The organism is Pseudodesulfovibrio pelocollis, from assembly GCF_030282845.1.
Taxonomy (GTDB): Bacteria; Desulfobacterota; Desulfovibrionia; order Desulfovibrionales; family Desulfovibrionaceae; genus Pseudodesulfovibrio; species Pseudodesulfovibrio pelocollis.
In genome coordinates this window covers 25,265-49,608 of sequence record NZ_JASTWE010000017.1, presented here as the reverse complement: position 1 = coordinate 49,608, position 24,344 = coordinate 25,265, and the positions used below count along the sequence as shown (strand labels likewise).

Annotated in this window: 21 protein-coding genes; all 21 read right to left on the bottom strand. The window is 64.3% G+C overall.

The genetic code is table 11. The features are described 5' to 3' along the window. Position 1: 1 nt before the first annotated feature. Positions 2 to 253 (bottom strand): hypothetical protein, encoded by a 252-nt coding sequence (locus tag QQS14_RS07920; RefSeq protein ID WP_285906438.1) that lies wholly within the window; start codon positions 251 to 253, stop codon positions 2 to 4. 8 nt (positions 254 to 261) lie between these two features. Further along, positions 262 to 1,725 (bottom strand): monovalent cation/H+ antiporter subunit D family protein, encoded by a 1,464-nt coding sequence (locus QQS14_RS07915; protein ID WP_285906437.1) that lies wholly within the window; start codon positions 1,723 to 1,725, stop codon positions 262 to 264. Between the two features lie 13 nt (positions 1,726 to 1,738). Then, positions 1,739 to 3,193 (bottom strand): complex I subunit 5 family protein, encoded by a 1,455-nt coding sequence (locus QQS14_RS07910; RefSeq protein WP_285906436.1) that lies wholly within the window; start codon positions 3,191 to 3,193, stop codon positions 1,739 to 1,741. 2 nt (positions 3,194 to 3,195) lie between these two features. Continuing rightward, entirely contained in the window at positions 3,196 to 3,585 is a 390-nt protein-coding gene (locus QQS14_RS07905; RefSeq protein ID WP_285906435.1) for a cation:proton antiporter subunit C, read from the bottom strand. Positions 3,586 to 3,589: 4 nt separating this feature from the next. Beyond that, positions 3,590 to 4,423, bottom strand: a complete 834-nt coding sequence (gene mbhE / locus QQS14_RS07900; protein ID WP_285906434.1) for a hydrogen gas-evolving membrane-bound hydrogenase subunit E — start codon at positions 4,421 to 4,423, stop codon at positions 3,590 to 3,592. After that, a complete protein-coding gene (locus QQS14_RS07895; protein ID WP_285906433.1) occupies positions 4,420 to 4,665 on the bottom strand; it encodes a Na(+)/H(+) antiporter subunit B in 246 nt (81 codons plus the stop codon). The genes mbhE and QQS14_RS07895 overlap by 4 nt, the downstream gene beginning before the upstream one ends. Then, positions 4,662 to 4,994, bottom strand: a complete 333-nt coding sequence (locus QQS14_RS07890; RefSeq protein WP_285906432.1) for a cation:proton antiporter — start codon at positions 4,992 to 4,994, stop codon at positions 4,662 to 4,664. Before QQS14_RS07890 ends, QQS14_RS07895 begins: the two co-directional genes overlap by 4 nt. 20 nt (positions 4,995 to 5,014) lie before the next feature. Next, positions 5,015 to 5,293 (bottom strand): MrpF/PhaF family protein, encoded by a 279-nt coding sequence (locus tag QQS14_RS07885; RefSeq protein WP_285906431.1) that lies wholly within the window; start codon positions 5,291 to 5,293, stop codon positions 5,015 to 5,017. Next, on the bottom strand, positions 5,293 to 5,847 hold the full coding sequence (locus tag QQS14_RS07880; RefSeq protein WP_285906430.1) for a Na+/H+ antiporter subunit E: 555 nt from the start codon (positions 5,845 to 5,847) through the stop codon (positions 5,293 to 5,295). The genes QQS14_RS07885 and QQS14_RS07880 overlap by 1 nt, the downstream gene beginning before the upstream one ends. 256 nt (positions 5,848 to 6,103) lie before the next feature. Then, positions 6,104 to 6,856: a substrate-binding periplasmic protein gene (locus QQS14_RS07875; RefSeq protein ID WP_285906429.1), complete on the bottom strand. Its 753-nt coding sequence runs from the start codon at positions 6,854 to 6,856 to the stop codon at positions 6,104 to 6,106. 130 nt (positions 6,857 to 6,986) lie between these two features. Then, positions 6,987 to 7,352, bottom strand: coding sequence for a hypothetical protein (locus tag QQS14_RS07870; protein ID WP_285906428.1), 366 nt, complete (start codon positions 7,350 to 7,352; stop codon positions 6,987 to 6,989). A gap of 78 nt (positions 7,353 to 7,430) precedes the next feature. Further along, entirely contained in the window at positions 7,431 to 7,733 is a 303-nt protein-coding gene (locus tag QQS14_RS07865; RefSeq protein ID WP_285906427.1) for a Dabb family protein, read from the bottom strand. 139 nt (positions 7,734 to 7,872) lie between these two features. Next, positions 7,873 to 9,453 (bottom strand): methyl-accepting chemotaxis protein, encoded by a 1,581-nt coding sequence (locus tag QQS14_RS07860; protein WP_285906426.1) that lies wholly within the window; start codon positions 9,451 to 9,453, stop codon positions 7,873 to 7,875. A 352-nt stretch (positions 9,454 to 9,805) separates the two neighbouring features. Beyond that, the gene (ldhH, locus tag QQS14_RS07855) at positions 9,806 to 11,959 is read right to left on the bottom strand and encodes an L-lactate dehydrogenase (quinone) large subunit LdhH (RefSeq protein WP_285906425.1); all 2,154 of its coding nucleotides are present in this window, start codon (positions 11,957 to 11,959) and stop codon (positions 9,806 to 9,808) included. Between the two features lie 2 nt (positions 11,960 to 11,961). Further along, on the bottom strand, positions 11,962 to 12,588 hold the full coding sequence (locus QQS14_RS07850) for a LutC/YkgG family protein (protein WP_285906424.1): 627 nt from the start codon (positions 12,586 to 12,588) through the stop codon (positions 11,962 to 11,964). Positions 12,589 to 12,640: 52 nt separating this feature from the next. Beyond that, the gene (locus QQS14_RS07845; RefSeq protein WP_285906423.1) at positions 12,641 to 13,846 is read right to left on the bottom strand and encodes an acetate/propionate family kinase; all 1,206 of its coding nucleotides are present in this window, start codon (positions 13,844 to 13,846) and stop codon (positions 12,641 to 12,643) included. Position 13,847: 1 nt separating this feature from the next. Continuing rightward, positions 13,848 to 15,965: a phosphate acetyltransferase gene (gene pta, locus QQS14_RS07840; RefSeq protein ID WP_285906422.1), complete on the bottom strand. Its 2,118-nt coding sequence runs from the start codon at positions 15,963 to 15,965 to the stop codon at positions 13,848 to 13,850. Between the two features lie 106 nt (positions 15,966 to 16,071). After that, a complete protein-coding gene (locus QQS14_RS07835) occupies positions 16,072 to 17,352 on the bottom strand; it encodes a (Fe-S)-binding protein (protein ID WP_285906421.1) in 1,281 nt (426 codons plus the stop codon). 8 nt (positions 17,353 to 17,360) lie between these two features. Next, positions 17,361 to 18,755: an FAD-binding oxidoreductase gene (locus tag QQS14_RS07830; RefSeq protein WP_285906420.1), complete on the bottom strand. Its 1,395-nt coding sequence runs from the start codon at positions 18,753 to 18,755 to the stop codon at positions 17,361 to 17,363. 89 nt (positions 18,756 to 18,844) lie between these two features. Beyond that, a complete protein-coding gene (locus tag QQS14_RS07825) occupies positions 18,845 to 20,518 on the bottom strand; it encodes an L-lactate permease (RefSeq protein ID WP_285906419.1) in 1,674 nt (557 codons plus the stop codon). A gap of 125 nt (positions 20,519 to 20,643) precedes the next feature. Then, positions 20,644 to 24,243, bottom strand: coding sequence for a pyruvate:ferredoxin (flavodoxin) oxidoreductase (gene nifJ, locus QQS14_RS07820; RefSeq protein ID WP_285906418.1), 3,600 nt, complete (start codon positions 24,241 to 24,243; stop codon positions 20,644 to 20,646). Between the last annotated feature and the right edge of the window lie 101 nt (positions 24,244 to 24,344).

Below are 24,344 nucleotides of genomic sequence, written 5' to 3'. Positions count from 1 at the left end.
GCTAGTCATCATAGTAGTCCGTGTCCCTCTTCAGGATGAAGCCGAGGCCTTTGCCCACCAGCACCAGCGCCACGACGCAGGCAAAGCCGAACAGGGCGTTGAAGCCGGGGAAGTCGTCGAAGCCGAAGTGCGGCTCGGGCGAAGCGAAGAACTGCGCCACCAGGGTCAGCCCGCAGGCGGCCCACAGCAGCGTCCAGAGCATGCGCCGGGTTTTCGGCCGGTCGAAGAAGTCGGGTTTGTTGTTCTTGCTCATGGCGTCTCCTAGTTGGCGGCCAGTCGGGCCAGATTCAGGAACGGGTACGGGTAGAAGAAGAGGATCACGGTGATGGTCGCCGTGATCAGCGGCGGCACGATGCAGGCCAGCGGGGCCTCGCGCATGGGACCGGCGTGCTGCGCCTGATCCGGCGTGCAGAACCATGCCCGATAGACGATGGGCAGGAAATAGGCCGCGTTGAGCAGGGAGCTGGCCAGCAGGGTCAGGGCCAGCAGCCACTGGCCCGTGTCGATGCACCCGTTGAGCAGGTACCACTTGCTCAGGAACCCGCCCGTGGGCGGGATGCCGATGATGGACAGCGAGCCGATGAGGAACGCGGTCATGGTCCAGGGCATGCGGTAGCCGATGCCGTTGAGGCGGCTGATGTATTTCTCGCCAGTGGCCACGTAGATGGCTCCGGCGCAGAAGAAGAGCGTGATCTTGCCAAAGGCGTGCATGGCGATGTGCAGCATGCCGCCGGTCAGGCCCGCGGCGGTCACCAGCCCCGCGCCCAGCACGATGTACGAGAGCTGGCCGATGGTGGAAAAGGCCAGCCGCCGCTTCAGACCGTCCTGGGACAAGGCGATGAGCGAGGCCGCCAGCATGGTCACGGCGGCCGCGCCGGTGACCACATCGTTGAGGTGCAGGGCCGAAAGCGTCTCCACCCCGAACACGTCTGTGACCACGCGCATGATGCAGAAGGCGCCGACCTTGACCACGGCCACGGCATGGAGCAGCGAACTGACCGGCGTGGGCGCGACCATGGCCGCCGGGAGCCAGACGTGGACCGGCATGAGCGCTGCCTTGGCAAAGCCGAAGAGCAGCAGGCAGAGCAGGACCGTCATGGTGGTGGGGTCGATGGCCCCAAGCGGAATGCCGCCCGCCGCGAAATCCAGAGTGCCCATGAAGTGGTGCACGGCCACCATGGCCGGGAGCACCAGTCCTATGGAGGTGCCCACGATGAAGCCGAGATACTTGCGGCCTGCCTTGCGGCTCTCCTCGTTCTGGTGATGGGCCACCAGGGGATAGGTGGAGAAGGAGAGCAGCTCGTAGAACAGGTACATGGTCAGCAGGTTGGCCGAAAAAGCCACGCCCACCGCGCAGAAGATGGACACCGCGAAATAGCCGAAGAACCGCGTCTGGGCGTGCTCGTTCTTGGAGCGCATGTAGCCGATGGAATACAGGGTGGTGACCACCCACAGGCTCGACGCCACCAGGGCGAAGAGCATGCCGAAGGCATCGACTCGGAAGGCGATGGGCGCGCCGGGCAGCACGTTGGCCACCACCCAGGTATAGGTGTGGCCCGCCACCACGGCCGGAACCATGCAGGCCACCAGACCGAGCAGCAGCAGCGCCGCCGCAAAGGACCACGCCTCGCGGATGTTTGGCGAGCGCGAGGAGAGAATGCCGGGCACCGCGGCCAGGGGAGCGGCCACGGCCAGGAAGGGCTGGATCGAATATATCGAGTACATGTGACGTCTCCGGCTAGATGAGGCTTGCTGGGATGATTCCGGCAATGAGCCGGTCCACGATCAGACCGCTCGAAAGCCCGGCCACGATGAGCAGCACGGCCGCCACGGCCAGCGGCGTCACCCGGCTCCAGTGCTCGATGTCGCGCACCGACTCGCCCGGTTCGTCGAAGAAGGCCGTCTCGAAGATGCGGAAGAAGAGGACGACGTTGACCAGACTCGACACCAGCAGACCGACCATGAACAGGTACTGGCCCGATTCCAACGCCCCGGAGAGCAGGTACCACTTGCTGAAGAAGCCAAACAGCGGCGGCACCCCGATCATGGACATGGCCCCGAGGACAAAGGCGGCCATGGTGAAGGGCATGGTCCGGAACAGGCCGCGCATGTTCGCCAGCACCATCTCCCCGCGCTGCCGGGCGATGCTGCCCAGGGCCAGGAAGAGGGTCAGGGTCATGAGCGCGTCGGCAAAGATGTGGAGCATGGCCCCGGTCATGGCCGTGCGGTTGCCGATGAACATGCCGCCCACCATGTAGCCCACCTCGGCCACCAGGATGTAGGCAATCATGCGCCGCTGGTCGATCTGGCGATAGGCCATCAGCGACCCGGCGAAGATGGCCGCCGTGCCCAGGAGCATGGCCACGTCCGGCAGGGCTTCGGGAATGGCCGCGCCCGGAATCACGCCGATGAGCAGGCGGATGACCACGTAGACCATGACCTTGGTGGTCAGCGGGGCCAGCAGCGCGGCCGCCACCGGGGAGGACATGGCATAGGCCCCGGGCAGCCATCCGTGGAACGGGAACAGGGCCATCTTGACCCACAGGCCAAACAGGATCACGGCCACGGCCCCGTGCAGCGAGGCCGTCACCGGGGCGGCCAGCATGATCTGGGCCAGGTCCGCCATGTTCAGCGTGCCGGTCAGGATGTAGAGGTAGCCGACACCCAGCAGATAGAGGGAGGCACCCACCGAGCCCACGCACAGGTAGTTGAGGCTGGCCAGGGGTGCGCGCCCCGACCCGTAGCCGAGCAGCGCGTAGCCGCTTAAGGCCGCCACCTCGATGAGTACATAGAGGTTGAAGAGGTCGCCCGTGGCCACGATGCCCATGTGGCCGGCCACCGTGAGCAGCAGCAGGGCCACGAAGGCGGCCGTTTTTTCGGCAAAGCCTTCAATGATCTCGGCCCGGAAGGCGAGATAGGTCAAGAGCGCCGAACCCGAGATGAGCAGCATCATCCCGGCGCTGAAGGTGTCGATGACAAAGACTATGCCCCACGGGGGAGACCAGCCGCCAAGCAGATAGGTGGCCGTGCCGGTTGACAGCACGCCAAGGAGCAGCTTGACGCAGAAGCCGGTGGACAGGGCCAGCGCCACGACACCCAGGGGGTAGACGAGGGCGCTGCGGGTCCAGCCCGCGAGGATGGCGAGGAACGACCCGAACAGCAGAGGGAGTATGGTCAGGACTACGTCATGCATGGCTATGGATTCTTGATTTTTTCCAGTATTTCGTCTTCTTCGAGCGTCTGGTGCACATCATAGACGCGCAGGACGAGGGCCAGAGCCACGCCAAGGGTCGCCACCGAGACGACGATGGCGGTGAGCATCAACACATGGGGCAGGGGATTGATGTACTCCACGAAGTCGATGACTCCCTTGAGGGTGTGGTCCCGCAGGATGGGGATGGTGGCCCCTGCCTTGGAGCCGATGGCGACATAGAAGAGCATGATGGCGGTCTGGAATATGCTCAGTCCGATCAGCTTCTTGATCAGGTTGCCCTTGGCGATCATCGCGTACAGGCCGACCATCATGAGCACGATGTAGGCCCAGAAGTTGTATTTGGACGTCAGTTGCGTCAGGAAGTCTTCCATAGGCCTACAATCCTTCCGTGACCGTCCCGCGCGAGGACAGGAGCTTGAAGATGATCACCAGCGCGGCGGTCACGGTCATGCCCACGCCGATTTCCACGAGCAGGATGCCAAGGGAGTGCCCGCTGGCCAGGGACATGCCCAGCACGCCTTCAAGCGCGCCGTAGTCCAGGAAGTTGAGCCCCATGGCCATCCCGAAGAGCCCGACCCCGAAAAAGAGCAGGACGCCCGCAGCCGAGAGCAGATGGGTCACCCGCTCGTTGAGCCGATGGACCAGGGTGCGCAGGTCGTGGGACACGGCCAGCAGCACATAACTGGCCGCGAAGATAACGCCGCCCTGAAAGCCGCCGCCCGGGCTGTAGTGGCCGTGGGCCACCACATAGAGGCCGAAGAGCTGGATGAAGGGGATGACCATGCGGCAGGTGGAGACCACCACCACGTCATGGGGCGGCCAGTCGGAATCCACCCGCTCGAAGGTGGGGTTCTCGCCCGGCAGTTCGCAGGCATCGTGCTTGCGCACCACAAGCCCGGTGCGCGTGTGCCGGTAGTAGAAAAGCCCGGGCGTGCAGACGTCGCGCGGCAGGCGGATGACCAGGAAGCAGGCCAGGGCCGCAGTGAAGACCACCACGGTCTCAAGCATGGTGTCAAACCCCCGGTAGTCGCCCAGCACGGCGGTGACCAGGTTGGGGGTCAGGGTCTGCTCGTAACTCTTTTCGATGAAGTGCCGCGACAGGTGCAGGCTCGCCGGAGACTGGACATCGCCCCAGGAGGGAAAGTTCTCCATGGAGAGGATGAGCAGTGCGCCGGTGAGGATCACGGCCAGAAGCGCTGTCTTTTTCAATCCTTGGTCCTCCTGCTGGTCCGGAAGATGGCCGCCAGCATCAGCGCGGTGCTGATGCCCGCCCCGATGGCCGCCTCGGTGAAGGCCACGTCAACCGCGCCCATGGCCAGCCACTGCACGCACATCATGAAGCTGTAGATGCCGAAGATGACGGCCGCGCTGAGCAGATCCTTGGCGTTGATGGCTGCGATGGCGCAGACGATCACGAGGATGAGCGCCAGCAGTTTGATTTCCCAGATCATTTGCGTCTCCTTTTGGCATCGGGCTGCACCCAGGGGGTGAGTCCGGCGCGCACGCCTGCATCCACCATGGCGTGGGTGGCCGTGGGGCTGGTGACCAGCACGAAGCCCCAGAGCAGAAGTATCTTGAACTGCACCAGGAGGCTCATGGGTGCGTGGAGAAAACCGTAGAGCACCAGGCCGAGCAGCAGGATGAGCAGGCCCAGGGTGTCGAGCATGCCCGCCATGTGCAGCCGGGTGTAGGCGTCGGGCAGCCGCAGGATACCGATCATGCCGCCAAGAAACAGCAGCATCCCGGCGCAGCACAGAAAGATGACCAGAGTCTCGATCATGGAGTAGTGTCCTCCGACGTTTAGGAAGCCGTGTCCCGGCGTCCCCGTTTGTGCAGGTATCTGGAAGCCGCGAGCACGGCGATGAAGTTGAGCATGGCATAGGCCAGCGCGATGTCCACGAACATGTCCACCCTATCGAAGACCAGCCCGATGATGACGATGAGCGCCACGGTCTTGGAGCCGATGGCGTTCATGCCCATCAGCCGGTCAAGGGTGGTGGGGCCTACCACGGCCCGGTACAGGGGCAAAACCATGATGCCCATCAGGACGATGCCGAGATACAGGATGAAGGATTCCATTACGCCTCCTCGAAGATGGCCTTGATCTTTTTCTCCATGTCGCCCGGCAGACCGGCCGCAGACACCTCGTCAAAGGCATGGACCGAGACGTAGCCCCGCTCGTCAATGGATACGGTGATGGTGCCCGGCGTCATGGTGATGGAGTTGGCCAGGAAGGTCAGGGCCAACTCGTTGCGCAGCCCGGTCTTGAAGGTGACGATGCGAGGGGCGATCTTGTCGTTGAGCTTCGGGTCAAAGGCAAGGAAGAGCATGCGAATGTTGCACTTGGCGATCTCCCAGACCAGCCAGGGCACATAGAGGGTCAGCAGCCACAGGGAGCGCAGCTTGCGAAAACGGCGGACCTCGGGCGGAAAGATGTCGGCCGACAGCCAGGTGACAAAGGCGCTGCACGCCACGCCAAGGCTCACGTGAAAGGCGTCGAACATGCCCGAGAGGATCAGCCAGGTGACAAACAGCATCAGAAAACGCAGCACAAAGCTGATCAGCGCGTCATAGCGGCGCGGCTTGACCTTGACGGGCTCGCCGGTTCGGACCACGCGGACGGTATCGGTCATTTGCTCCATAATACTCTCCGGGCAAACAAGGGCGACACATGGATACGGAACCAATCCGGGGCGTCGTGTCCAAACGCCCCGCCATCATCATCCAATCACTTGAAAATTCCGACCCACTCTTGCGGCCAGTGGGCTTCGCGCTTGCGGCCGAGCGGGCTTCGCGCTTGCGACGCCGATATTTTTAGCCATTTCAGGCACCGGGTGTCCAATGCATTTTTCTGAATTTCTCTTCAGAAAACCCCGCATGCCCGCCGTGTCACTGGCTGAAGTGGCGTCGGTAGATCGCCGCCTGATCGACTGCGGGCAAACCCTGATCCAAAATGCGCAGCATCCTCGCGCCCACCTCGGTGTCCGGGAAACAGACCACCAGTTCGTTGATGCCAAGCAGGCGGTCATTGAACGCCAGCTCGTCCCTGGCCGCCCGGAGCACGGGGTCGACCTTGCGCAGGTGGTCGAAGACATTGGCGTCCACCACTGCGGCATCCACCCGTCCGGCCAGGACCTTGCGCAGGTTGAGCGTGTCGGAGTTGGACGCATCCGTTGTCAGTCGTCCCCTGGCCGCCATGGCGTCGAACTCCAGGGTGTTGGCATACCCGGCCACCGTGCCCAAGGTGTAGCGGGCAAGGTCGTCAAGGGAGCGCCAGTTGATCGCCACCTCCGCCCGACTGGCCAGCCCCAGCGGACTGGTGCCGATACTGCGGGATTTGAGAAACCCCTCGCGCCGCCAATTCTCGGGATACTCGGGGAAATAGCCCGCGATCTCCGGGTTCTCCCTGGCCTCGTGAAGCACGCGGTTCCAGGGATAAAAACGCAGCTCAAGCTCGTAGCCCATGGCCCGGAACGCCTCACGGACCACTGCCGAGGCGGCCCCACCATCCGGCAGGGATTCGCCCGTGTAGGGCGGCCACTCCAGAGTGGCCAGGACGACCCGCTCGGCCGCCACGGCGTGCCAGGTGAATCCCGGAAAAAGGACCAGCAGGGCGACAAACACGACGGACTTCACCAGCATGCCGCCACCCTACTCCAAAAACCCGGACAATACCAACCGGATTCGTCCCGGCACGGGAACCTCCTCCTGCCCCAGCAAAAATCCCCCGCCGGGATTCCGGGGGGGGACTTGCGCCTGGACGGTCCAGCCATCAGGCATCGACCTTGGGCGACTCGGTCAGATGTTCGCGGCACAGCCAGACGATGGACTGCCGCTCCACATCGAAATGCGGGCTCACGCCCTGCTCCAGGCCGCAGACAGCGCACCTGTGCCCGTTGCCTTCGGGAAAACGGTCGATGGTGTTGAGCATCTGGTTGAAACGGTTGATGTAGGGAAACATGGGATGCTCGGCGTGACGCCGGATATCCTTGCTGTTGAGCTTCCCGTTGTCGTTGACCTTGACGGTGATCATGCGCGACCGGCTGATGACCCCTTCCTTCTTGTTCATCACCACCTTGATGGGCTCCTCCCATCGGCAGATGATCCGCTTGCGGTCCTGATCGTAACGCAGTGACATGGCGTTCTCCTCTTCGCGACGTTTGGTCTGTCGCGAAAACCGCGACCACGACGTCCCTGGCCGGAAGACCCGGCCCGGCTAGACCTCGTAGTCCACGGCGCTGCGGCTGGCGGCGACCTTTCTGACAAAGGCAACGCAGGCCTGGTGCTCGGGGTGGCCCTGATAGTGATTCAGGGCGTCCACATCATCGTGCTCGGAGCACAGCACGACATGACATTCGGGATCGGCACCCACGATCGTGTGGCTGACCTCGATATGGCGCAATCCCTCGATGCGTCCGGCCAGCCCTTCAAGCATTTTCTTCATGGCGGCCGCATTGGCCGCAGCCGGATTGCCCTCGGCCTCTTCCTTCAATGTCCACATGACGATGTGCCTGATCACTCTTCAACCCCTTGCGGTACTATGTTCAACAATTTAAAGATGTTGCGGTGGACCCCGATACCAGAATCCTTTCCTTCATTACAACAATTAAGCACTAAAACGCCCGTTGTCACGGAGTAGACGCGATTTATAACGTCAGCTAACGCATCTCACGAATGATGCCCGCCAGCGATTCGGCCAAGCGGGCGAGCCGCTTGATGGCCTCGGCGGATTCGGCCATGGCCCGGTCCGTTTCCCCACAGATGCGGTTGACGTCCATGGTGGCTCGGCTGATCTCGTCGCTGGCGGCCGACTGCTGCTCGGCGGCGGTGGCAATGGAGCGCACCCGGTCTGCCGTGGACTCGGCCACCACCACGATGGTCTTGAGCGCCTCGCCCGAGCGGCTGGCCATCTCGGTGCTCTTTTCCACCGCGCCCACGGCCGCCTCGGTGGCCCGGACATTCCGCCTGGCCCCGTCCTGGATGCCGGTGACGGCCTGGTGCACCTCGTTGGTGGCGAGCATGGTCTTCTCGGCCAGCTTGCGCACCTCGTCGGCCACCACGGCGAATCCCCGGCCAGCCTCCCCTGCCCGCGCCGCCTCGATGGCCGCGTTGAGCGCCAGAAGATTGGTCTGGTCCGCAATGTCCTCGATGACGCCGAGCACCTTGCCGATGGACTCTGCCCGGGTGTCAAGCTCCTCCATGGACGCCTTGAGCTCCCGGGCGCGCTCGGCCACCTCGTGAATGGCGTCCACCACCTGGGCGACCACGGCCGCGCCCTCCTCGGCCTTGCCCCGCGCCTCGTCGGCGTCCAGGGCCGCGTCCTGGGCATGGCGGGCCACCTCGAGGACCGTGGCGTTCATCTCCTCCATGGCCGAGGCGGTCTCGCCGGTGCGGTCGGTCTGCACACAGGCCCCGGCCCGGGCGTTCTCCACCAGTCCGTCAAGCTGGGTGGCGGCGGCGGCCAGTTCGTCGGAAACAGCGGTGGCCTCGTCGGCGGCCTTGGCGATGCGCTCGTTCTGGCTGACGATCTCGGCCTCGCGGCGCTTGAGTTCCGTGGTGTCCAGGTACAGGCAGCAGCCGCCGATGACCTTGCCGGTCACGTCGGTCAGGGGAAACAGGTTGGCCAGCACGTTGATGTCACTGCCGTTCACATGCTTGAACACGGCTTCCCGGTTCATCATCCGGGTGTTCTCGTCCATGCAGGTGCCGATGACCGACTTGCGGTCGTCGCGATAGAATATCTGGGAAATCTTGCGGCCATAAAAGGACTCCGGCGAATCCTTGGACCCGATCATGTCCAGACATTCCTGATTGAGAAAGGTGATGTTCTGCTCGGTGTCCACAAGGCAGCAGGGCACGGGCAGGCCGGCGAGGATGCTTTGGGAGAACCCAAGACGCTCCTTGAAGCGACCGGCCAGCTCGCCCACCAGTTCGCCCAGGCCGGGCATGGCCTCGGCCAGGGCTGCGTCGTCGGCCTCGGCGTAGTTGCCGTCGAGCACGTGGGCCGTGTAGCGGGCCACCTGCCCCACCGGGCCGACAAGCATCCGGCCGAGCAGGATCACCAGAATGATTCCGAGCAGGCCGAAGGCGGCCAATACGCCGAGCACCACGGCCGAGGCTGCCCACGGCTCGGCGGCGTAGGCCGAGGAAACCCAGATGGACACGGCCGACACCAGAACGAATGTGCCGAAATAGAGCGCGACAAAGCGACGCAGATACGGAGGCGAAGTCTGGAGCATCGGACACCTCTTGGGGGACGGGCGGCGATTCCGGGTCGGCCCTGTCGAGCCATGGGGCGCGTGCGCGGGGTGGCGGTTTTGGCCTGTCGCGCGCTCCCCGGGATTCGGAATCACCGGGAAAAATCGGTTCCCCGCCCTGCCCGGGGCGGGGAACCTGCATGAAGGCTGGTTCTCAGGAGGAAGCGTGGCATTGCTTCAAGGGATTGCGGTCCAACCTGGGGAGCCTCATGCGATATGTGACGCGGACGGGGAGCCTCGGCGGGCATCTCCCCTGCCCGGTCGCCGCCGGTGGGGCCGGTGATCCCGGTGGTTCCGGTGATCACGGCCCGCCCGGTGGCGTTCATCTGCCGTCTCATTTCCTCCGGTTGTCGGCCAGCACCTCGGAGACGTGGCGCACCTTGACCGACGACCCCCGGGTCTTGAGCCCGCCGCGCAGCTGCATGATGCAGCCCGGGCAATCGGTCAGGAGCACCTCGGCCCCGGTGGCCTCGACATTGGCGAGCTTCTTCTTGAGCAGCTCGGCCGACAACTCGGGGAATTTCATGGAGAAGGTTCCGCCGAAGCCGCAGCAGACCTCCTCCTCGTTGCACTCCACATACTCAAGGCCGCCGGTGGAAATCAACTCGCGCGGCGCGGCGTGGACATCAAGCCCCCGACACAGGTGGCAGGGCGCGTGGTAGGTGGCCTTGCCGCCGGTCTGGACAAAGTCCTCGGCCTTGACCTTGAGCACATCGTGGACAAAGGAGCTGTAGTCGATGATCTTGTCCGCGAACTCCTGGGCCTTGAGGGCCAGGCTCGGCGTGTCCATGACCAGCTTGGGGTAGTTATGCTTGAGATGGGCGGCGCAGGAGGCGCACAGGGTGATGACGTAGTCATAGCCGCCCGCCTCAAAGGCGCGCAGGTTCTGCACGCAGACCTCGCGCGAGGCCTTCATCTCGCCCATCATCTGCACGGGCAGGCCGCAGCAGGACTGGTTCATGGGATAGCTCATCTCCACGGACTCGGCCCCGAACAGCTTCACCGCAGCCTCCATCTGCTCCGGGTACACGAAGTCCTGCACGCAGCCCGAGAACAGGGCCACGCGGTACTTCGGGTTATCAACAACAGGCCGGATCTCTTCCCACCTGTCCCTGAAGGGGGTTTCGGCAATGGTCGGCAGGGCGCGGAACCCGTGCTCCTTGGCAAAAACCATGGGCAGGTGGCGAATGAACCCGTCCTTCTCGGCCACGGGCTTTTGCGCCCACTTGGCCGTGCGCAGCAGGGTGTGGAAGAGCTTGCGGTTCTTGAGCACCTTGCCCAGCAGGATGCTCGGCAGCGGGTGGCCGTCCTCGTCCTGGATGCGGGCGTGGATCTCCTTGATCAGGCGCGGCAGGTCGATACCACCCGCGCAGATGTCCTTGCACGCCTCGCAGTTGATGCAGTTCTGGATCAGGTTCTTGGCCGCATGCTTGCCGTGGAAGAAGTAGGTCAGGATCAGGCCGATGGCCCCGATGTAGATATGGCCCATCTTGTGGCCGCCCACCAGCCGGTAGACCGGACAGACGTTGGCGCACGCGCCGCAGCGCACGCAGCGCAGCACCTGGGAGAAGAGCGGGTCCTTGGCCAGTTCGCTGCGCCCGTTGTCGAGCATGACGAAGTGGATTTCCTTCTTGCCGTCGGGCGCGGAGGCACACTCGTTGGCCCCTGTGATCCAGGTGACGTAGGAGGTGATGGCCTGTCCCGTGGCGTTGCGCGGCAGGGCCTTGAGGATGCGTAGGGCGTCGTGCAGGGTGGGCAGGAGCTTGTCCAGCCCCATGAGCGCCACGTGGACGCGGGGCAGCGTGGTCACCAGCCGGGCGTTGCCCTCGTTGGTGACCAGCCCGATGGAGCCGGTCTCGGCCACGGCAAAGTTGGCGCCGGTGATGCCCATGTCGGCCTCGACATACTTCTGGCGCAGCTCGCGGCGGGCCACCTTGACCAATTTCTCGATCTCGCTGTCCTGCTTCTTGCCCGTGACCTCGGTGAAGAGATCGCCCACCTGATAACGCGACAGATGGATGGCGGGCATGACCATGTGCGACGGTCCCTCGTGGCGAAGCTGGATGATCCACTCGCCAAGGTCGGTCTCGGTCACTTCAAGCCCCTCGTCCTCCAGGGCGTGGTTGAGGAGCGTCTCCTCGGCGGTCATGGACTTGGATTTGACGATCTTCTGGCAATTGGACTTCCTGGCGATGGCGGCGATGATGTCGTTGGCCGCCTGGGCGTCCTTGGCCAGATGAACGTGAACGCCTGCGGCCTCGGCCTTTTCCTTGAATTCCCTGTACAGGGCGTCCAGATTGGCGGTGGCCTCGTCCTTGGAGCAGGCGATCTCGTCGATAAGCCCGCGCACGTCCATGTCCTTGAAGGCATTGGCCCGACCGGCGCGGTAGGCCACGGCAAAGTTGTCCAGGGTGGTGCGCAGGAAATCGTTGTCCAGCGACTCGCGCAGTTCGTCGCGGTATTCCTTGAGATTATCGGCTTTTTGCATGGCTAGTCCTCCATGAGCAGGATGTGCAGTTCAAGGGGACCGTGCACGCCCAGCGCGAGGACGCGCTCGATGTCGGCGGTGCGGCTTGGCCCGGTGATGAAGGCCAGATAGTCCGGGGTCTTGCCCATGCGGGTGAGCATCATCTTCTCCACCGCGTAGCTGTCCTTGCGGATCTTGGACTTGGGCAGCACGCAGACGTGGAACTCGCTGACCATGGTGGCCAGACGCATGTCCTCGCCCGGACAGTCAAGCATCAATGTGCCGGTCTCGGCCAGACCGTATTCGGCATAGGTGAAGCCGATGTCCACCCCGGCCAGATGGTCGCGCATGCCGGAGTCGATGCACTCGAAGCCCGCCTTGGCGCTCATTTCCGCAAGCTTGTCGTAGAGCGGTTTCTTGAGGCCCGGTGCGGCGATGACCTTCTTCTGCTTGAGGTCGCAGAGTTTTTCGGCCTTGTCGGACAGGTCGCGCTCGCAGCCTGAAACGAGCAGCTGGCACACTTCCTTCCTGTCACACAGGTCGATGACGTACTTGAGCGCCTCGTCATCGCTTTTCACTTCGGTGACGATGGCGGAGACGGCCTTGGCCTTGTCCACGAACGTCTGGCAGTAATCAGTGCCGGTAGTCATGTTTTCTCCCTCCCCTGTGGTCCGGCCCGGCGGCCGGGTCCACGTCGAATTGCTAGTTCAGGACGCTTTTCGTCTCTCTGGCGATGGCCAGTTCCTCGTTGGTGGGAATGACCCAGACCTCGATGGTGCTGTCGGCCGCGCTGATCTTGAGCGGCTCCTTGGCGCGTTGCGCGTTGGCCTTGGCGTCGATCGTCACGCCGAAGCACTCCAGGCCCCTGAGGGACTCGCGCCGGACCACGTCGTCGTTCTCGCCGATGCCTGCGGTGAAGACGATGGCGTCCACCCGGCCGAGCACGGCCATGTATGCGCCGATGTATTTGCGGTTGCGGTAGGTCTGCACGTCCAGGGCGAGCTTCGCCCTGGCGTCACCCTTGCCGATGGCGGCGTGGATGTCGCGCATGTCGTTCATGCCGCACAGCCCCTTGAGGCCGGACTCCTTGTTGAGCATGGCGTCGATGGCCTCGATGTCCATGCCCTTGTTGCGGGCCAGGAAGGCATGCACGGCCGGGTCCACGTCGCCGCAGCGGGTGCCCATGACCAGTCCCTCGAGGGGGGTCAGACCCAGCGAGGTGTCCACGCTCCTGCCCTGCTCCACAGCGGTCATGGAGCAGCCGTTGCCAAGGTGCACGGTGATCAGGTTGCACTGCTCAAGGGGCTTGCCCAGCAGCCTGGCGCACTCCCCGGCCACGAACTTGTGCGAGGTGCCATGGAAGCCGTAGCGGCGCACACGGTCGGACTCGTACAGGGCGTAGGGCAGCGCGTACATGTAGGCATGGGCCGGGATGGTCTGGTGAAAGGCGGTGTCGAACACGGCCACCTGGGGCACGCCCGGAAACAGCTCCACGGCCACGCGGATGCCGTCCAGGTTGGCCGGATTGTGCAGGGGGGCCAGGGGCACGGTCTCCTCGATGGCCCGGATGACCGCATCGGTGATCACCGTGGGCTGGTGGAACGCCTCGCCGCCATGCACCACGCGATGGCCCACGGCGTCGATCTCGGCGCGGTCCCTGATGACGCCCTTTTCCGGGTCGGTGATCAGGTCGATGGCCAGCCGCATGCCGGTGTTGTGGTCCGGGATGGGCTGCTCGATCTTGGTCACCTCTTGCCGGTCCGTGCCGGGGAAGGCCTTGTTGGTCAGTTCTCCCTTGGCCTCGCCGATGCGCTCCACCAGACCGGAGACGAGCACCGCCTCGGTCTGCATGTCGAGAAGCTGGTACTTAATGGAGGAACTGCCCGAGTTGATGACGAGAACTTTCATGCTAGTTGCCCTTTTCAGCCTGCGCCTGGATGGCGGTGATGGCCACGGTGTTGACGATGTCCGGCACGGTGCAGCCGCGCGAGAGGTCGTTGACGGGCTTGTTCAGCCCCTGGAGGACCGGGCCGATGGCCACGGCGTTGGCGGCGCGCTGCACGGCCTTGTAGGTGTTGTTGCCGGTGTTCAGGTCCGGGAAGATGAAGACTGTGGCCTGCCCCGCCACCTCAGAGTCGGGCATCTTGACCGCGGCCACCTCCGGGTCCACGGCGGCGTCGTACTGGAGCGGCCCTTCGATGGGGAAGCCCAGGCCGCGCTCCTGGACCAGCGCCTTGGCGATCTTGGCGGCCTCGATGACCTTTTCCACGTCCTCGCCCTTGCCCGACGCGCCGGTGGAGTAGCTGAGCATGGCCACCTTGGGTTCGATGCCGAAGATGCGCGCGGTCTCGGCCGAGGCGATGGCGATCTCGGCCAGCTGCTGGGCGTCGGGGTTGGGGTTCACGGCGCAGTCGCCGTAGACCAGCACGCGGTCCTTGAGGCACATGAGGAAGACCGAGGAGACGATGGAGCAGCCCGGCTTGGTCTTGACGAACTCGAAGGCCGGGCGGATGGTCTGGGCCGTGGTGGTCACCGAGCCGGAGACCATGCCGTCGGCAAAGCCCTTGTGGACCATCATGGTGGCAAAGTAGGTGGGGTCGCTCATGCGGTCCCAGGCCATCTCGGCAATGACGCCCTTGTGCTTGCGCAGTTCGAGGTATTCCTCGGCAAAGGCGTCGAGCAATTCCGATTCGGTGGGGTCGATGATCCGCGCCCCGGACACATCCACCCCCAGGGCGGACGCCTTGTTCCTGATCTCGTCGGCATTGCCGAGCAGGATCATGTCGGCCACGCCGCGCCGCAGCAGGATGTCGGTGGCGCGCAGGATGCGCTCGCCCGAGCCCTCGGGCATGACGATGCGCTGCCTGTCGCCCGAGGCCTTCTCCACCAGGGAGAACTCGAACATCTTGGGCGTGACCCGGGTGGAGCGCTGCTCGATGACCCGCTCGCGCAACTCCTGCACATCCACATGCTGGGAAAAGCCGCCGAGGGCCGTGGCGATGCGCTGGTCGTCGTGGGTCTCGATGCGGCCGTAGAGGCGGGTCAGCTCCTGCACGGTCTGGTAGGTGTGGCCCTTGACCGAGAGCACGGGCACGGGCACGCCGGTCCAGCCCTCGATGAGCTTGTGCACGTTGGTGGACACGTTGAGCCCGCCGGTGAGCACGATGCCGGAGATGTCCGGGTACGAGCTTGAAAGCCGCGAGGCGAGGCTTGAGAGGATGATGTCCGAGCGGTCGCCCGGGGTGATGATCAGGCTGCCGTTGCGGATGTAGCCGAGGAAGTTGCCTATCTGCATGGCCGCGACCACGTAGTTGTCCACCAGGGCGTGCATGCCGCTGTGGCCGTAGAGCACGTCGGCATCGAGCCAGCGCTTGACATCGCCGATGGTGGGCTTGCCCAGGGCCTCGTTCTCCGGGATGACGTAGACCGGCATGGGCTCCTTGCAGCGCACCTTGCACTCGATGAGGCTGGCCATCTCGCGGGTGACGCCCTCGGGGGCGCGGTTGACGATGCAGCCCACGAGGTCAACGCCCTTTTCCTCCAGCGTGTCGATGGTGGTCTGGGAGACGGCGATGACTTCCTCGGCCGTCTTGTCCAGGCCCGAGCAGACCACCAGCACGGGCGCGCCGATGTTGGCCGCGATGTCCGCGTTGATGTCGAACTCAAAGGCCGGGTCCTTGCCCTTGAAGTCGGTCCCCTCGCAGAGAACGAAGTCGTACCGAGCCTCAAGGTCTTTGTATTTCTTCAGGATGTTCTCCAGCAGCAAGGCATGCTGACCGGAGTTGATCAGCTCGCGCGCCTGCTTGAGAGTATAGGCGTAGGTGTCTTCGTAGGCGATGGAAAGCTTGAAGTGCTCCACCAGCAATTCGATGTCGTGATCCTTTCGTCCCGGCCCCGGGTCATTGATGATGGGGCGGAAGATGGCGACGTTGTGCAACTCCCGCATGATCATCTGCATGACGCCGAGGACGATGGCGGACTTGCCGCTTCGTGATTCCGTCGCGGTCACGTACAGGTTCTTGGACATGATTGATTCCTTTTCGTTCCGCCGGTTACTCGCCCGGCGGACGGTTCATGGATGATCGGGCGGCAGGCCCCGTCGGCCTGCGCCACCGCCCTCCGCCACCGACTGATCAGCAGCCGTCGGCATAAAGCTCGATGACGTGCTTGACGTTCACTCCGGCCTTCTTGCGCGAGAGCATGTCCGTGATCTGGAGCATGCAGGCCGGGCAGCTGGTGGCCACCGTGTCCGCGCCCGAGGCGACGATGTTCTCCGCCTTGCGTCCGCCGATCTGCCTGGACATCTCGTAGTGGGCGATGTTGAAGCTGCCGCCGCAGCCGCAGCACACGCCCGCCTCATTCATCTCCTTGAAGGAGCAGCCCGCGGCCTTGATCATGGTGCGCGGCTGGGCGGTGATGCCAAGGGAGTTCTTGAGGTGGCAGGGATCGTGATAGGTCACGGTACGGCCGCCAGCCGAATCCTTGGGCTCAAGTTTCAATATATCCACCAGGAACTGGCTGATGTCCATGGTTTTCCGTTCCAGAGCGGCGATGTCGTACTTGAGGGCCGAGGGCCCCTGGTACATGCGCGGCCACAGCTCCTTGATGGTGGAGGTGCAGGTGGCGCAGCCGGTGACGAGGTAGTCGAACTCGCCCTCGCCGAACCGCTCCATGTTGATGCCCACCAGGGAGTCAAAGGTATCGGTGTCGCCGCTGGAGAGGGCCGGGATGCCGCAGCAGGCCTGCCCGCTCGGCATGAACACGCCCACGCCGTGGCGCTCCAGCACCTTGAGGATGGACAGCCCCACGCTGGGGAACATCTTGTCGATGACGCAGCCCACATACAGGGCGACCCGGATGCCGCTCTTGCCCGCCGGGGTGTTCAGCTCGGGCACCACCTTGTGCAGCGGCTTCTCGGCCAGGGTGCGGAAGTGGCGGTCGCCGACGATGGGCGCGTTGAACCGGGCGCAGGACGAGCCGAGCATGTCGTCCACCTTCTTGGTAAACAGCCCCTGGAACTTCGAGCCCATGTCGGTCAGCGCGTTGAACAGCCTCGGGTTCTTGAGCATGCCCCGGAAGATGGCGCGCTTGGCGGCCGAGAGGCCGAAGTAGCCGGTCATGATGGCCCGGGCCTTGAGGAAGATGTCCATGACCTTCACGCCGCTGGGACAGTTGGACTGGCAGGTGCCGCACATCAGGCAGCGGTTGAGCTTCTCGTTGACGCCCTCGGCATCGGTGAGCATCTCGTTGGCCAGGCCGTCGAGCAGGGCGAGCTTGCCCCGGGTGACGTCCGCCTCGCGCCCGGTCTGGGCGAAGATGGGACAGACCGCCTGGCACATGCCGCAACGCATGCAGCTGACCAGCTGGTCGTCCAGCTCCTTGAACATTTTGGCAAGCTTGTGAATGTCTGCCATGACTCCCCCTACCCTTCGGACTTCAGGCCGATGATCTTGCCGGGATTGAGGATGCCCTTGGGATCGAGCACGGACTTCATGCGGCGGGAATATTCGATGGTGGCGCGAGATGTCTCCTGCTCCAGGTACTTGGATTTGGCCATGCCGATGCCGTGCTCGCCGGACAGGGTGCCGCCCAGGGCCAGGGCGCGCTCGAATATCTCGTCGATGGCGTGCTCCACCCGCTCCCACTCCTTCTTGTCGCGCTTGTCGGTGAGGATGGTCGGGTGCAGGTTGCCGTCGCCCGCATGGCCGAAGGTGCCGATGGTCAGGTCGTACTTTTTGCTGATCTCGCCCAGGGCCTCGATCATGGCCGGAATCTTGGAGCGCGGCACCGTGGCGTCCTCAAGCACGCAAGTGGGCCTGAGCTTGGCCAGGGCGGGCAGCGCGTCGCGCCTCGCCTGCCAGACCGCGTCGCGCTCGGCCGCGTCCTTGGCCACCTTCAGTTCGGTGGCGCCGTTCTTCCTGCATATCTCCTCCACCTTGGCGGCCTCGTCGGCCACCTGTCCGGGATGGCCGTCCACCTCGATGAGCAGCAGGGCCGCCGCATCCACGGGCAGGCCCGCGCCCCGGAAGTTCTCCACGGTGCGGATGGTGAAGTTGTCCATCATCTCAAGGGTGGCGGGCACGATCTTGTTGGCGATGATGGCGGCCACGGTCTCGGAGGCGGCCTTCATGGACGGGAAGATGGCCATCATGGACTTGGCCGCCTGGGCCGGGGGAATGAGCTTGAGGATGATCCTGTCAAAGACGCCCAGCGTGCCCTCGGAGGCGATCATGAGCCCGGTCAGGTTGTAGCCGGTGACACACTTGACCGTGCGCGAGCCGGACTTGACCAGCTCGCCGTTGACGTCCCAGAAGTCCACGCCCATGACGTAGTCCTTGGTCACGCCGTACTTCAGGCCGCGCAGGCCGCCCGCGTTCTCGGCCACGTTGCCGCCCAGGGTGGAGACGGTCTGGCTGCCCGGGTCCGGCGGATAGAACAGGCCGCGCTTGGCCGCCTCGGCCGCGAACTTGGCCGTGATCACGCCCGGCTCGACCACGGCGTACATGTCCTCCTCGTTGATTTCGAGGATTCGACTCAGGCCGTTGGTCAGGACCACCACCCCGCCCGGGTGGGGGATGGTGCCGCCCGAAAGATTGGTTCCGGCACCGCGCACGGTCAGCGGCAGGCCGTTGTCGTTGCACAATTTGGTGGCCTTGCCCAGCGCCTCGCTGGTGGTGGGCCTGACGACCAGGGCGGGCATGACGGAATCGAGCACCGCCGCATCATAGGAATAGGCGTGACGGTCGGTCTCGCTGGTCATGACGTTGTCCGCGCCGACGGCGGCCTCGAAATCCTTGATGAGCTTGTCGGTACCCATTTCCGTATCTCCTTGAAAAATCTTGGTGGTGGCGGGAGGGGAGGATGGCCTCCCCTCCCGGTGTGTCGTCGTGCGTCGAAGAGACACGGTTACTTGAGGACCGTGCCCCAACCAGAGGCGATCATGACCGTGCCGATAATGGCGGCAAAGACCAGATAGTAGGTCAGGGGGATGAGAGTCTTGCGGATGATCTCGCCCTCGCGGTCCATCAGACCCACCACGGCGGCCGCGGCCACGACGTTGTGGACGGTGATCATGTTGCCGGCAGCGCCGCCCACGGCCTGCAGGGCCACGATGACGGACTGGGGCACGTCGATCTGGGAGGCGACGCCGAACTGGAACAGGGAGAACATCATGTTGGACACGGTGTTGGACCCTGCGATGAAGGCGCCCAGCGCGCCGATGACCGAGGCAAAGCTGGTCCAGGCGCCGCCCGCCAGTGCGGCCACGCCGTTGGCCAGCTCAAGGGGCATGGAGGTCAGGCCCGAGGCGTTGAACTTCTCGCCGGAGTTGATGAACACGCGCACCATGGGGATGGCGAATCCAAGGGCGAAGGATGCCTGCACCGTGGTCTTCAGGGACTGCTTGGCCGCGTCCGTGAGGTCCTTGACCTTCATCTGCTGGATGAAGAAGGCGCAGATGACGGCGCAGACGAAGATGAAGCCGGGAATGTACAGGGGGTCGATGACGTAGCCGATACCGGTGTCGAAGATGTTGTTGATGGGAATCTTGACCGAGGTCAGGGCGCCCTTGATCCAGTCGATCTTGCGGGACATGACCAGGAACAGGCCGACCAGGACGTAGGGAGCCCAGGCCTTGACCAGGGTCATGTGCTCGGGGGCCTTGGCGAACTTGGGCTCCCAGGTGCCCATCCAGGTGGAGGGCCACTCGGAACGATCGTCGAAGTCCCAGGTGTTCTTGGGGGTCAGGAAGTTGTTCTTGGCAGCGGTGACAACCAGGGCCAGACCGACGAGACCGCCGATCAGGGACGGGAACTCGGGGCCGAGGAACCAGGCCACCAGCATGTAGGGAACGGTGAAGGCCAGACCGGCGAAGATGCCGAACGGCAGGGCCTCAAGACCCCGGGCGATGGACTTCTCCTTGCAGAAGAAGCGGGTCAGCATGACCGACAGGAAGACCGGGATCAGGATGCCGATGATGCCGTGCATGATGGCGGCGGTGGCACCGATCTCGTAGATGTAGTCCATGAAGGCGATGCCGTTTTTGCCCAGCAGGTCGTGGACGATGGGGTTGTCCAGGCCGGTGCGCACGCCCAGCAGCACCGGGGTGCCCACCGCGCCGAAGGTGACCGGGGTGGACTGGATGATCAGGGCCACGGTGACCGAGGCCATGGCCGGGAAGCCCAGGGCCATGAGCAGCGGCGCGCAGACCGCCGCCGGGGTGCCGAAACCGGCCGCGCCCTCGATGAAGGCGCCGAAGCACCAGGCGATGATCATGGCCTGGATTCGACGGTCCGGGGTGATGTCCATGAACCCGGCGCGGATGGCCGCAATGGCTCCGCTGTTGGTCAGGGTGTTGAGCATCAGGAGGGCGCCAAAGACGATCCAGAGGATGGCGATAGTGATCGCGAGACCCTGGATGATGGAAGCGCCGATGACCGCACCGGAGACCTGCCAGACAAAGTAGGCCAGGCCTGCGGCCACGATCAGGGCCAGGGGCATGGCCTTTTTGGCAGGCCAGCGAAGAATTACCAGGAAGAAGAACACCGTAAGAATCGGTGCCAGTGCCATTAACGTGTACATCGTACCCTACTCCTCATTAAGTGGTGAAAAACCGGCGCAACCACGCTGCCGTGTTTTCAATGCGCGCGGGATGCGGATCAGGCAGAGCCTCCGCAAAAACCCGCACCCCGCGCAAACCTCAAACGCTATCTGCCGTCGTCGCACGGCTCACCGGAGCCGGGGCTTTCGGCCGACACACCCGCGTCGCACGCCTTCACCTCAGCCTGGGCCCCGTCGGCGGCGGCGCTGAAGTCGGCTTCGGCCATGTGGCTCAGGATCGCGTAACGCGTGGCGTAGTCCTTCTCTATTTTTGCCCGGAACGCCTTGGAGACCTCGGGATGGAACTTCTCCAGCATGGCGTAGCGGTTTTCGCCGGAAAGGAACTCCTGCAACGTTCCGTCAGGGGCCTTGGATTCGAGGACGAACGGGTTCTTGCCCTCGTCCGCCAGGGTGGGGTTGTAGCGGTAGAGCGGCCAGTAGCCGGAATCGACGGCCAGCTTCTGCTCGTACTGGGTCTTGCCCATGCCCTTCTTGATGCCCTGGTTGATGCACGGCGCGTAGGCGATGATCAGCGAGGGGCCCTTGTAGGCCTCGGCCTCGCGGAAGGCCTTGAGCATCTGCTGCTTGTCCGCGCCCATGGCCACCTGGGCCACATACACGTAGCCGTAGGTCATGGCCATGCGGCCCAGGTCCTTCTTGCCCGTGGTCTTGCCCGCAGCCGCGAACTTGGCGATGGAGCCAAGGGGCGTGGCCTTGGAGGACTGGCCGCCGGTGTTGGAGTACACCTCGGTGTCCATGACCAGGATGTTGACATCCTCGCCCGACGCCAGGACATGGTCCACGCCGCCGTAGCCGATGTCGTAGGCCCAGCCGTCGCCGCCGAAGATCCAGACCGATTTCTTGGTGAACAGATCGGCCATGGAGGCGATTTCGGCCAGGACCGGGTCGCTCGCGTTCTTGAGCGCGGCCTTGAGCCTGCCGCCCCACTCGCTCGAACCTTCGGCGTCGTCGCGGTTGGCCAGCCAGCCGGAGAGCGCTTCCTTCAGTTCGCCCGAAGCGGACTCAAGGGCCTTTTCGGCCAGCCGGGCCAGATGCTCGCGGCGGTGGGACACGGCCATGTCGATGCCGTAGCCGAACTCGGCCGCGTCCTCGAACAGGGAGTTACCCCAGGCCGGGCCATGGCCGTCGGCGTTGACGCAGTAGGGCGTGGTGGGCGCGCTGGCACCCCAGATGGAGGTGCAGCCCGTGGCGTTGGCGATGACCATGCGCTCGCCGAAGAGCTGGGTCAGCACCTTGACGTAAGGGGTCTCGCCGCAGCCCGAGCACGCGCCCGAGAACTCCATGAGCGACTGGCGGAACTGGCTGCCCTTGACCGTGTCGCGCTTGAAGGCGTCCTTGTAGGTGATGGTCTCGGAGAAGTCGAAGTTGGGCACCTGCTCGCCCGTCTGGGTGGCGATGGGCTTCATGACCAGGGCCTTTTCCTTGGACGGGCAGATGTCCACGCAGTTGCCGCAGCCCAGGCAGTCGAGGGTGCTGACCTGAAGGCGGAAGTGGAGCCCCTTGACGTCCTTGCCCTTGGCCTCGAGGACGGTGAAGGTGGCCGGAGCGCCCTTAAGCTCCTCGTCGGTGGCCAGCACCGAGCGCAGGGCCGAATGCGGACAGACAAAGGCGCACTGGTTGCACTGGATGCAGTTGTCCGCGATCCACTCAGGCACGTTGATGGCCACGCCGCGCTTCTCGAACTTCGAGGTGGCCACCGGCATGGTGCCGTCCACGCTGAAGGCCGAGACAGGCAGCCCGTCGCCCTTCTGGGCCAGCACCGGGCGCATGACCTTGCTCACGTATTCCGGCTCGTTGCGAGGGGCCTGGGCGTCGTCGGCCAGGGTCTTCCAGGCCTCGGGCACGCTGATCTCGACGATGGCGTCCACAGCGCTGTCCACGGCGGCGTTGTTCATGTTGACGATCTTGTCGCCCTTCTTGCCGTAGGCCTTCTTGATGCCGTCTTTCAGCAGGGCCACGGCCTGTTCAAAGGGAATGACGTCCGCCAGCTTGAAGAAGGCGGTCTGCATGATCATGTTGATGCGCCCGCCAAGGCCCACCTGCTGCGCGATCTTCACCGCGTCCACGGTGTAGAACTTCAGCCCCTTCTGCGCGATGGTCCGGCGCATGGCCGCAGGCAGTTCGGCGTCCATCTGCTCGGCGGTCCAGGGGCAGTTGAGGACAAAGGTGCCGCCGTCCTTGATGCCGTCGAGCACGTCGTACAGATGCACGTAGCTCGGGTTGTGGCAGGCGATGTAGTCGGCCGCCGAAACCAGGTAGGTGGACTGGATGGGCTTCTCGCCAAAGCGCAGGTGGGAGATGGTGATGCCGCCGGACTTCTTGGAGTCGTAGGCAAAGTAGCCCTGGGCGTAGAGGTCGGTGTTGTCGCCGATGATCTTGATGGCCTGCTTGTTGGCGCCAACCGTGCCGTCCGCGCCAAGGCCCCAGAACTTGCACTGCACGGTGCCCTCGGGCGTGGTGTCGGCCACGGCGGGCACGGCCAGGGAGGCCTTGGTCACGTCGTCCTCGATGCCCACGATGAAGTGGCGCCTGGGCTCGGCGGCGGCCATGTTGGCGTACACGGCCTGGACCATGGCCGGGGTGAATTCCTTGGAGCCGAGGCCGTAGCGGCCGGCCAGCACGGTCAGGTTCATGCCCTGCTCGCCGAACACGGTGCGCACGTCCTGGTAGAGCGGATCGCCCAGGGCACCGGGCTCCTTGGTGCGGTCGAGCACGGCCACGGTCTTGGCCGAGGCGGGCAGCACGGACAGGAAATGCTCGGCAGAGAACGGGCGGTACAGCCGGACCTTGATCAGGCCGACCTTCTCGCCGCGCGCACACAGGGCGTTGACCACTTCCTCGATGGCCTCGCAGGAGGAGCCCATGGCGATGATGACGCGCTCGGCATCGGGCGCACCCACATAGTCAAAGGGCTTGTAGCTGCGGCCGGTCAGGGCCGAGACCTTGTTCATGTACTCCTCCACGATGCCCGGGATGGCGTCGTAGAAGGCATTGGCCGCCTCGCGGCCCTGGAAGTAGATGTCAGGGTTCTGGGCCGTGCCGCGGATGTCCGGGTGCTCGGGGTTCATGGACCGGGCGCGGAAGGCGGCCACCTTGTCCATGTTCAGCAGCGGCCTCATGTCCGCGTAGTCGATGACCTCGACCTTCTGGACCTCGTGGGAGGTGCGGAAGCCGTCAAAGAAGCTGAGGAAGGGTACGCTGGCTTCGACCGTGGCCAGATGGGCCACCAGGGAGAGGTCCATGACCTCCTGGACGCTGGCCGAGGCAAGCATGGCAAACCCGGTCTGGCGACAGGCCATGACATCCTGGTGATCGCCGAAAATGGACAGGGCGTGGGCCGCGATGGCCCGGGCCGAAACATGGAAGACGCCGGGCAGCAGCTCGCCGGAAATCTTGTACATGTTCGGGATCATGAGCAAGAGGCCCTGGGACGCGGTGAAGGTGCAGGTCAGGGCACCGCCGGCCAGTGCGCCGTGCACCGCGCCCGCCGCGCCCGCCTCGGATTGCAGTTGGCGGATGCGCACCTTCTGGCCGAAAATGTTCTCGCGGCCCTGCGCGGCCCACTCGTCCGCGATCTCGCCCATGGTGGACGAGGGAGTGATGGGATAAATGGCCGCCGTCTCGCTCATGGCGTAGGCAACCCAGGCCGCAGCCGTGTTGCCGTCCATGGTTTTCATCTTGGACATGGGGTCGTTCTCCTCTGAGGCTTTGTTGTCAGAAATATGCCGCGGGTGCGGTCTCATTGGGACCGGACAATCCGGATCACCTTAATCAACTTCCATGCCAA

Bases quoted from the DNA above. Each gene is read 5' to 3' on its own strand.
- QQS14_RS07920 (WP_285906438.1), bottom strand. From the start codon at position 253: ATGAGCAAGAACAACAAACCCGACTTCTTCGACCGGCCGAAAACCCGG.
- QQS14_RS07915 (WP_285906437.1), bottom strand. From the start codon at position 1,725: ATGTACTCGATATATTCGATCCAGCCCTTCCTGGCCGTGGCCGCTCCC.
- QQS14_RS07910 (WP_285906436.1), bottom strand. From the start codon at position 3,193: ATGCATGACGTAGTCCTGACCATACTCCCTCTGCTGTTCGGGTCGTTC.
- QQS14_RS07905 (WP_285906435.1), bottom strand. From the start codon at position 3,585: ATGGAAGACTTCCTGACGCAACTGACGTCCAAATACAACTTCTGGGCC.
- QQS14_RS07895 (WP_285906433.1), bottom strand. From the start codon at position 4,665: ATGATCTGGGAAATCAAACTGCTGGCGCTCATCCTCGTGATCGTCTGC.
- QQS14_RS07890 (WP_285906432.1), bottom strand. From the start codon at position 4,994: ATGATCGAGACTCTGGTCATCTTTCTGTGCTGCGCCGGGATGCTGCTG.
- QQS14_RS07885 (WP_285906431.1), bottom strand. From the start codon at position 5,293: ATGGAATCCTTCATCCTGTATCTCGGCATCGTCCTGATGGGCATCATG.
- QQS14_RS07880 (WP_285906430.1), bottom strand. From the start codon at position 5,847: ATGACCGATACCGTCCGCGTGGTCCGAACCGGCGAGCCCGTCAAGGTC.
- QQS14_RS07875 (WP_285906429.1), bottom strand. From the start codon at position 6,856: ATGCTGGTGAAGTCCGTCGTGTTTGTCGCCCTGCTGGTCCTTTTTCCG.
- QQS14_RS07870 (WP_285906428.1), bottom strand. From the start codon at position 7,352: ATGTCACTGCGTTACGATCAGGACCGCAAGCGGATCATCTGCCGATGG.
- QQS14_RS07860 (WP_285906426.1), bottom strand. From the start codon at position 9,453: ATGCTCCAGACTTCGCCTCCGTATCTGCGTCGCTTTGTCGCGCTCTAT.
- ldhH (WP_285906425.1), bottom strand. From the start codon at position 11,959: ATGCAAAAAGCCGATAATCTCAAGGAATACCGCGACGAACTGCGCGAG.
- QQS14_RS07850 (WP_285906424.1), bottom strand. From the start codon at position 12,588: ATGACTACCGGCACTGATTACTGCCAGACGTTCGTGGACAAGGCCAAG.
- QQS14_RS07845 (WP_285906423.1), bottom strand. From the start codon at position 13,846: ATGAAAGTTCTCGTCATCAACTCGGGCAGTTCCTCCATTAAGTACCAG.
- pta (WP_285906422.1), bottom strand. From the start codon at position 15,965: ATGTCCAAGAACCTGTACGTGACCGCGACGGAATCACGAAGCGGCAAG.
- QQS14_RS07835 (WP_285906421.1), bottom strand. From the start codon at position 17,352: ATGGCAGACATTCACAAGCTTGCCAAAATGTTCAAGGAGCTGGACGAC.
- QQS14_RS07830 (WP_285906420.1), bottom strand. From the start codon at position 18,755: ATGGGTACCGACAAGCTCATCAAGGATTTCGAGGCCGCCGTCGGCGCG.
- QQS14_RS07825 (WP_285906419.1), bottom strand. From the start codon at position 20,518: ATGTACACGTTAATGGCACTGGCACCGATTCTTACGGTGTTCTTCTTC.
- nifJ (WP_285906418.1), bottom strand. From the start codon at position 24,243: ATGTCCAAGATGAAAACCATGGACGGCAACACGGCTGCGGCCTGGGTT.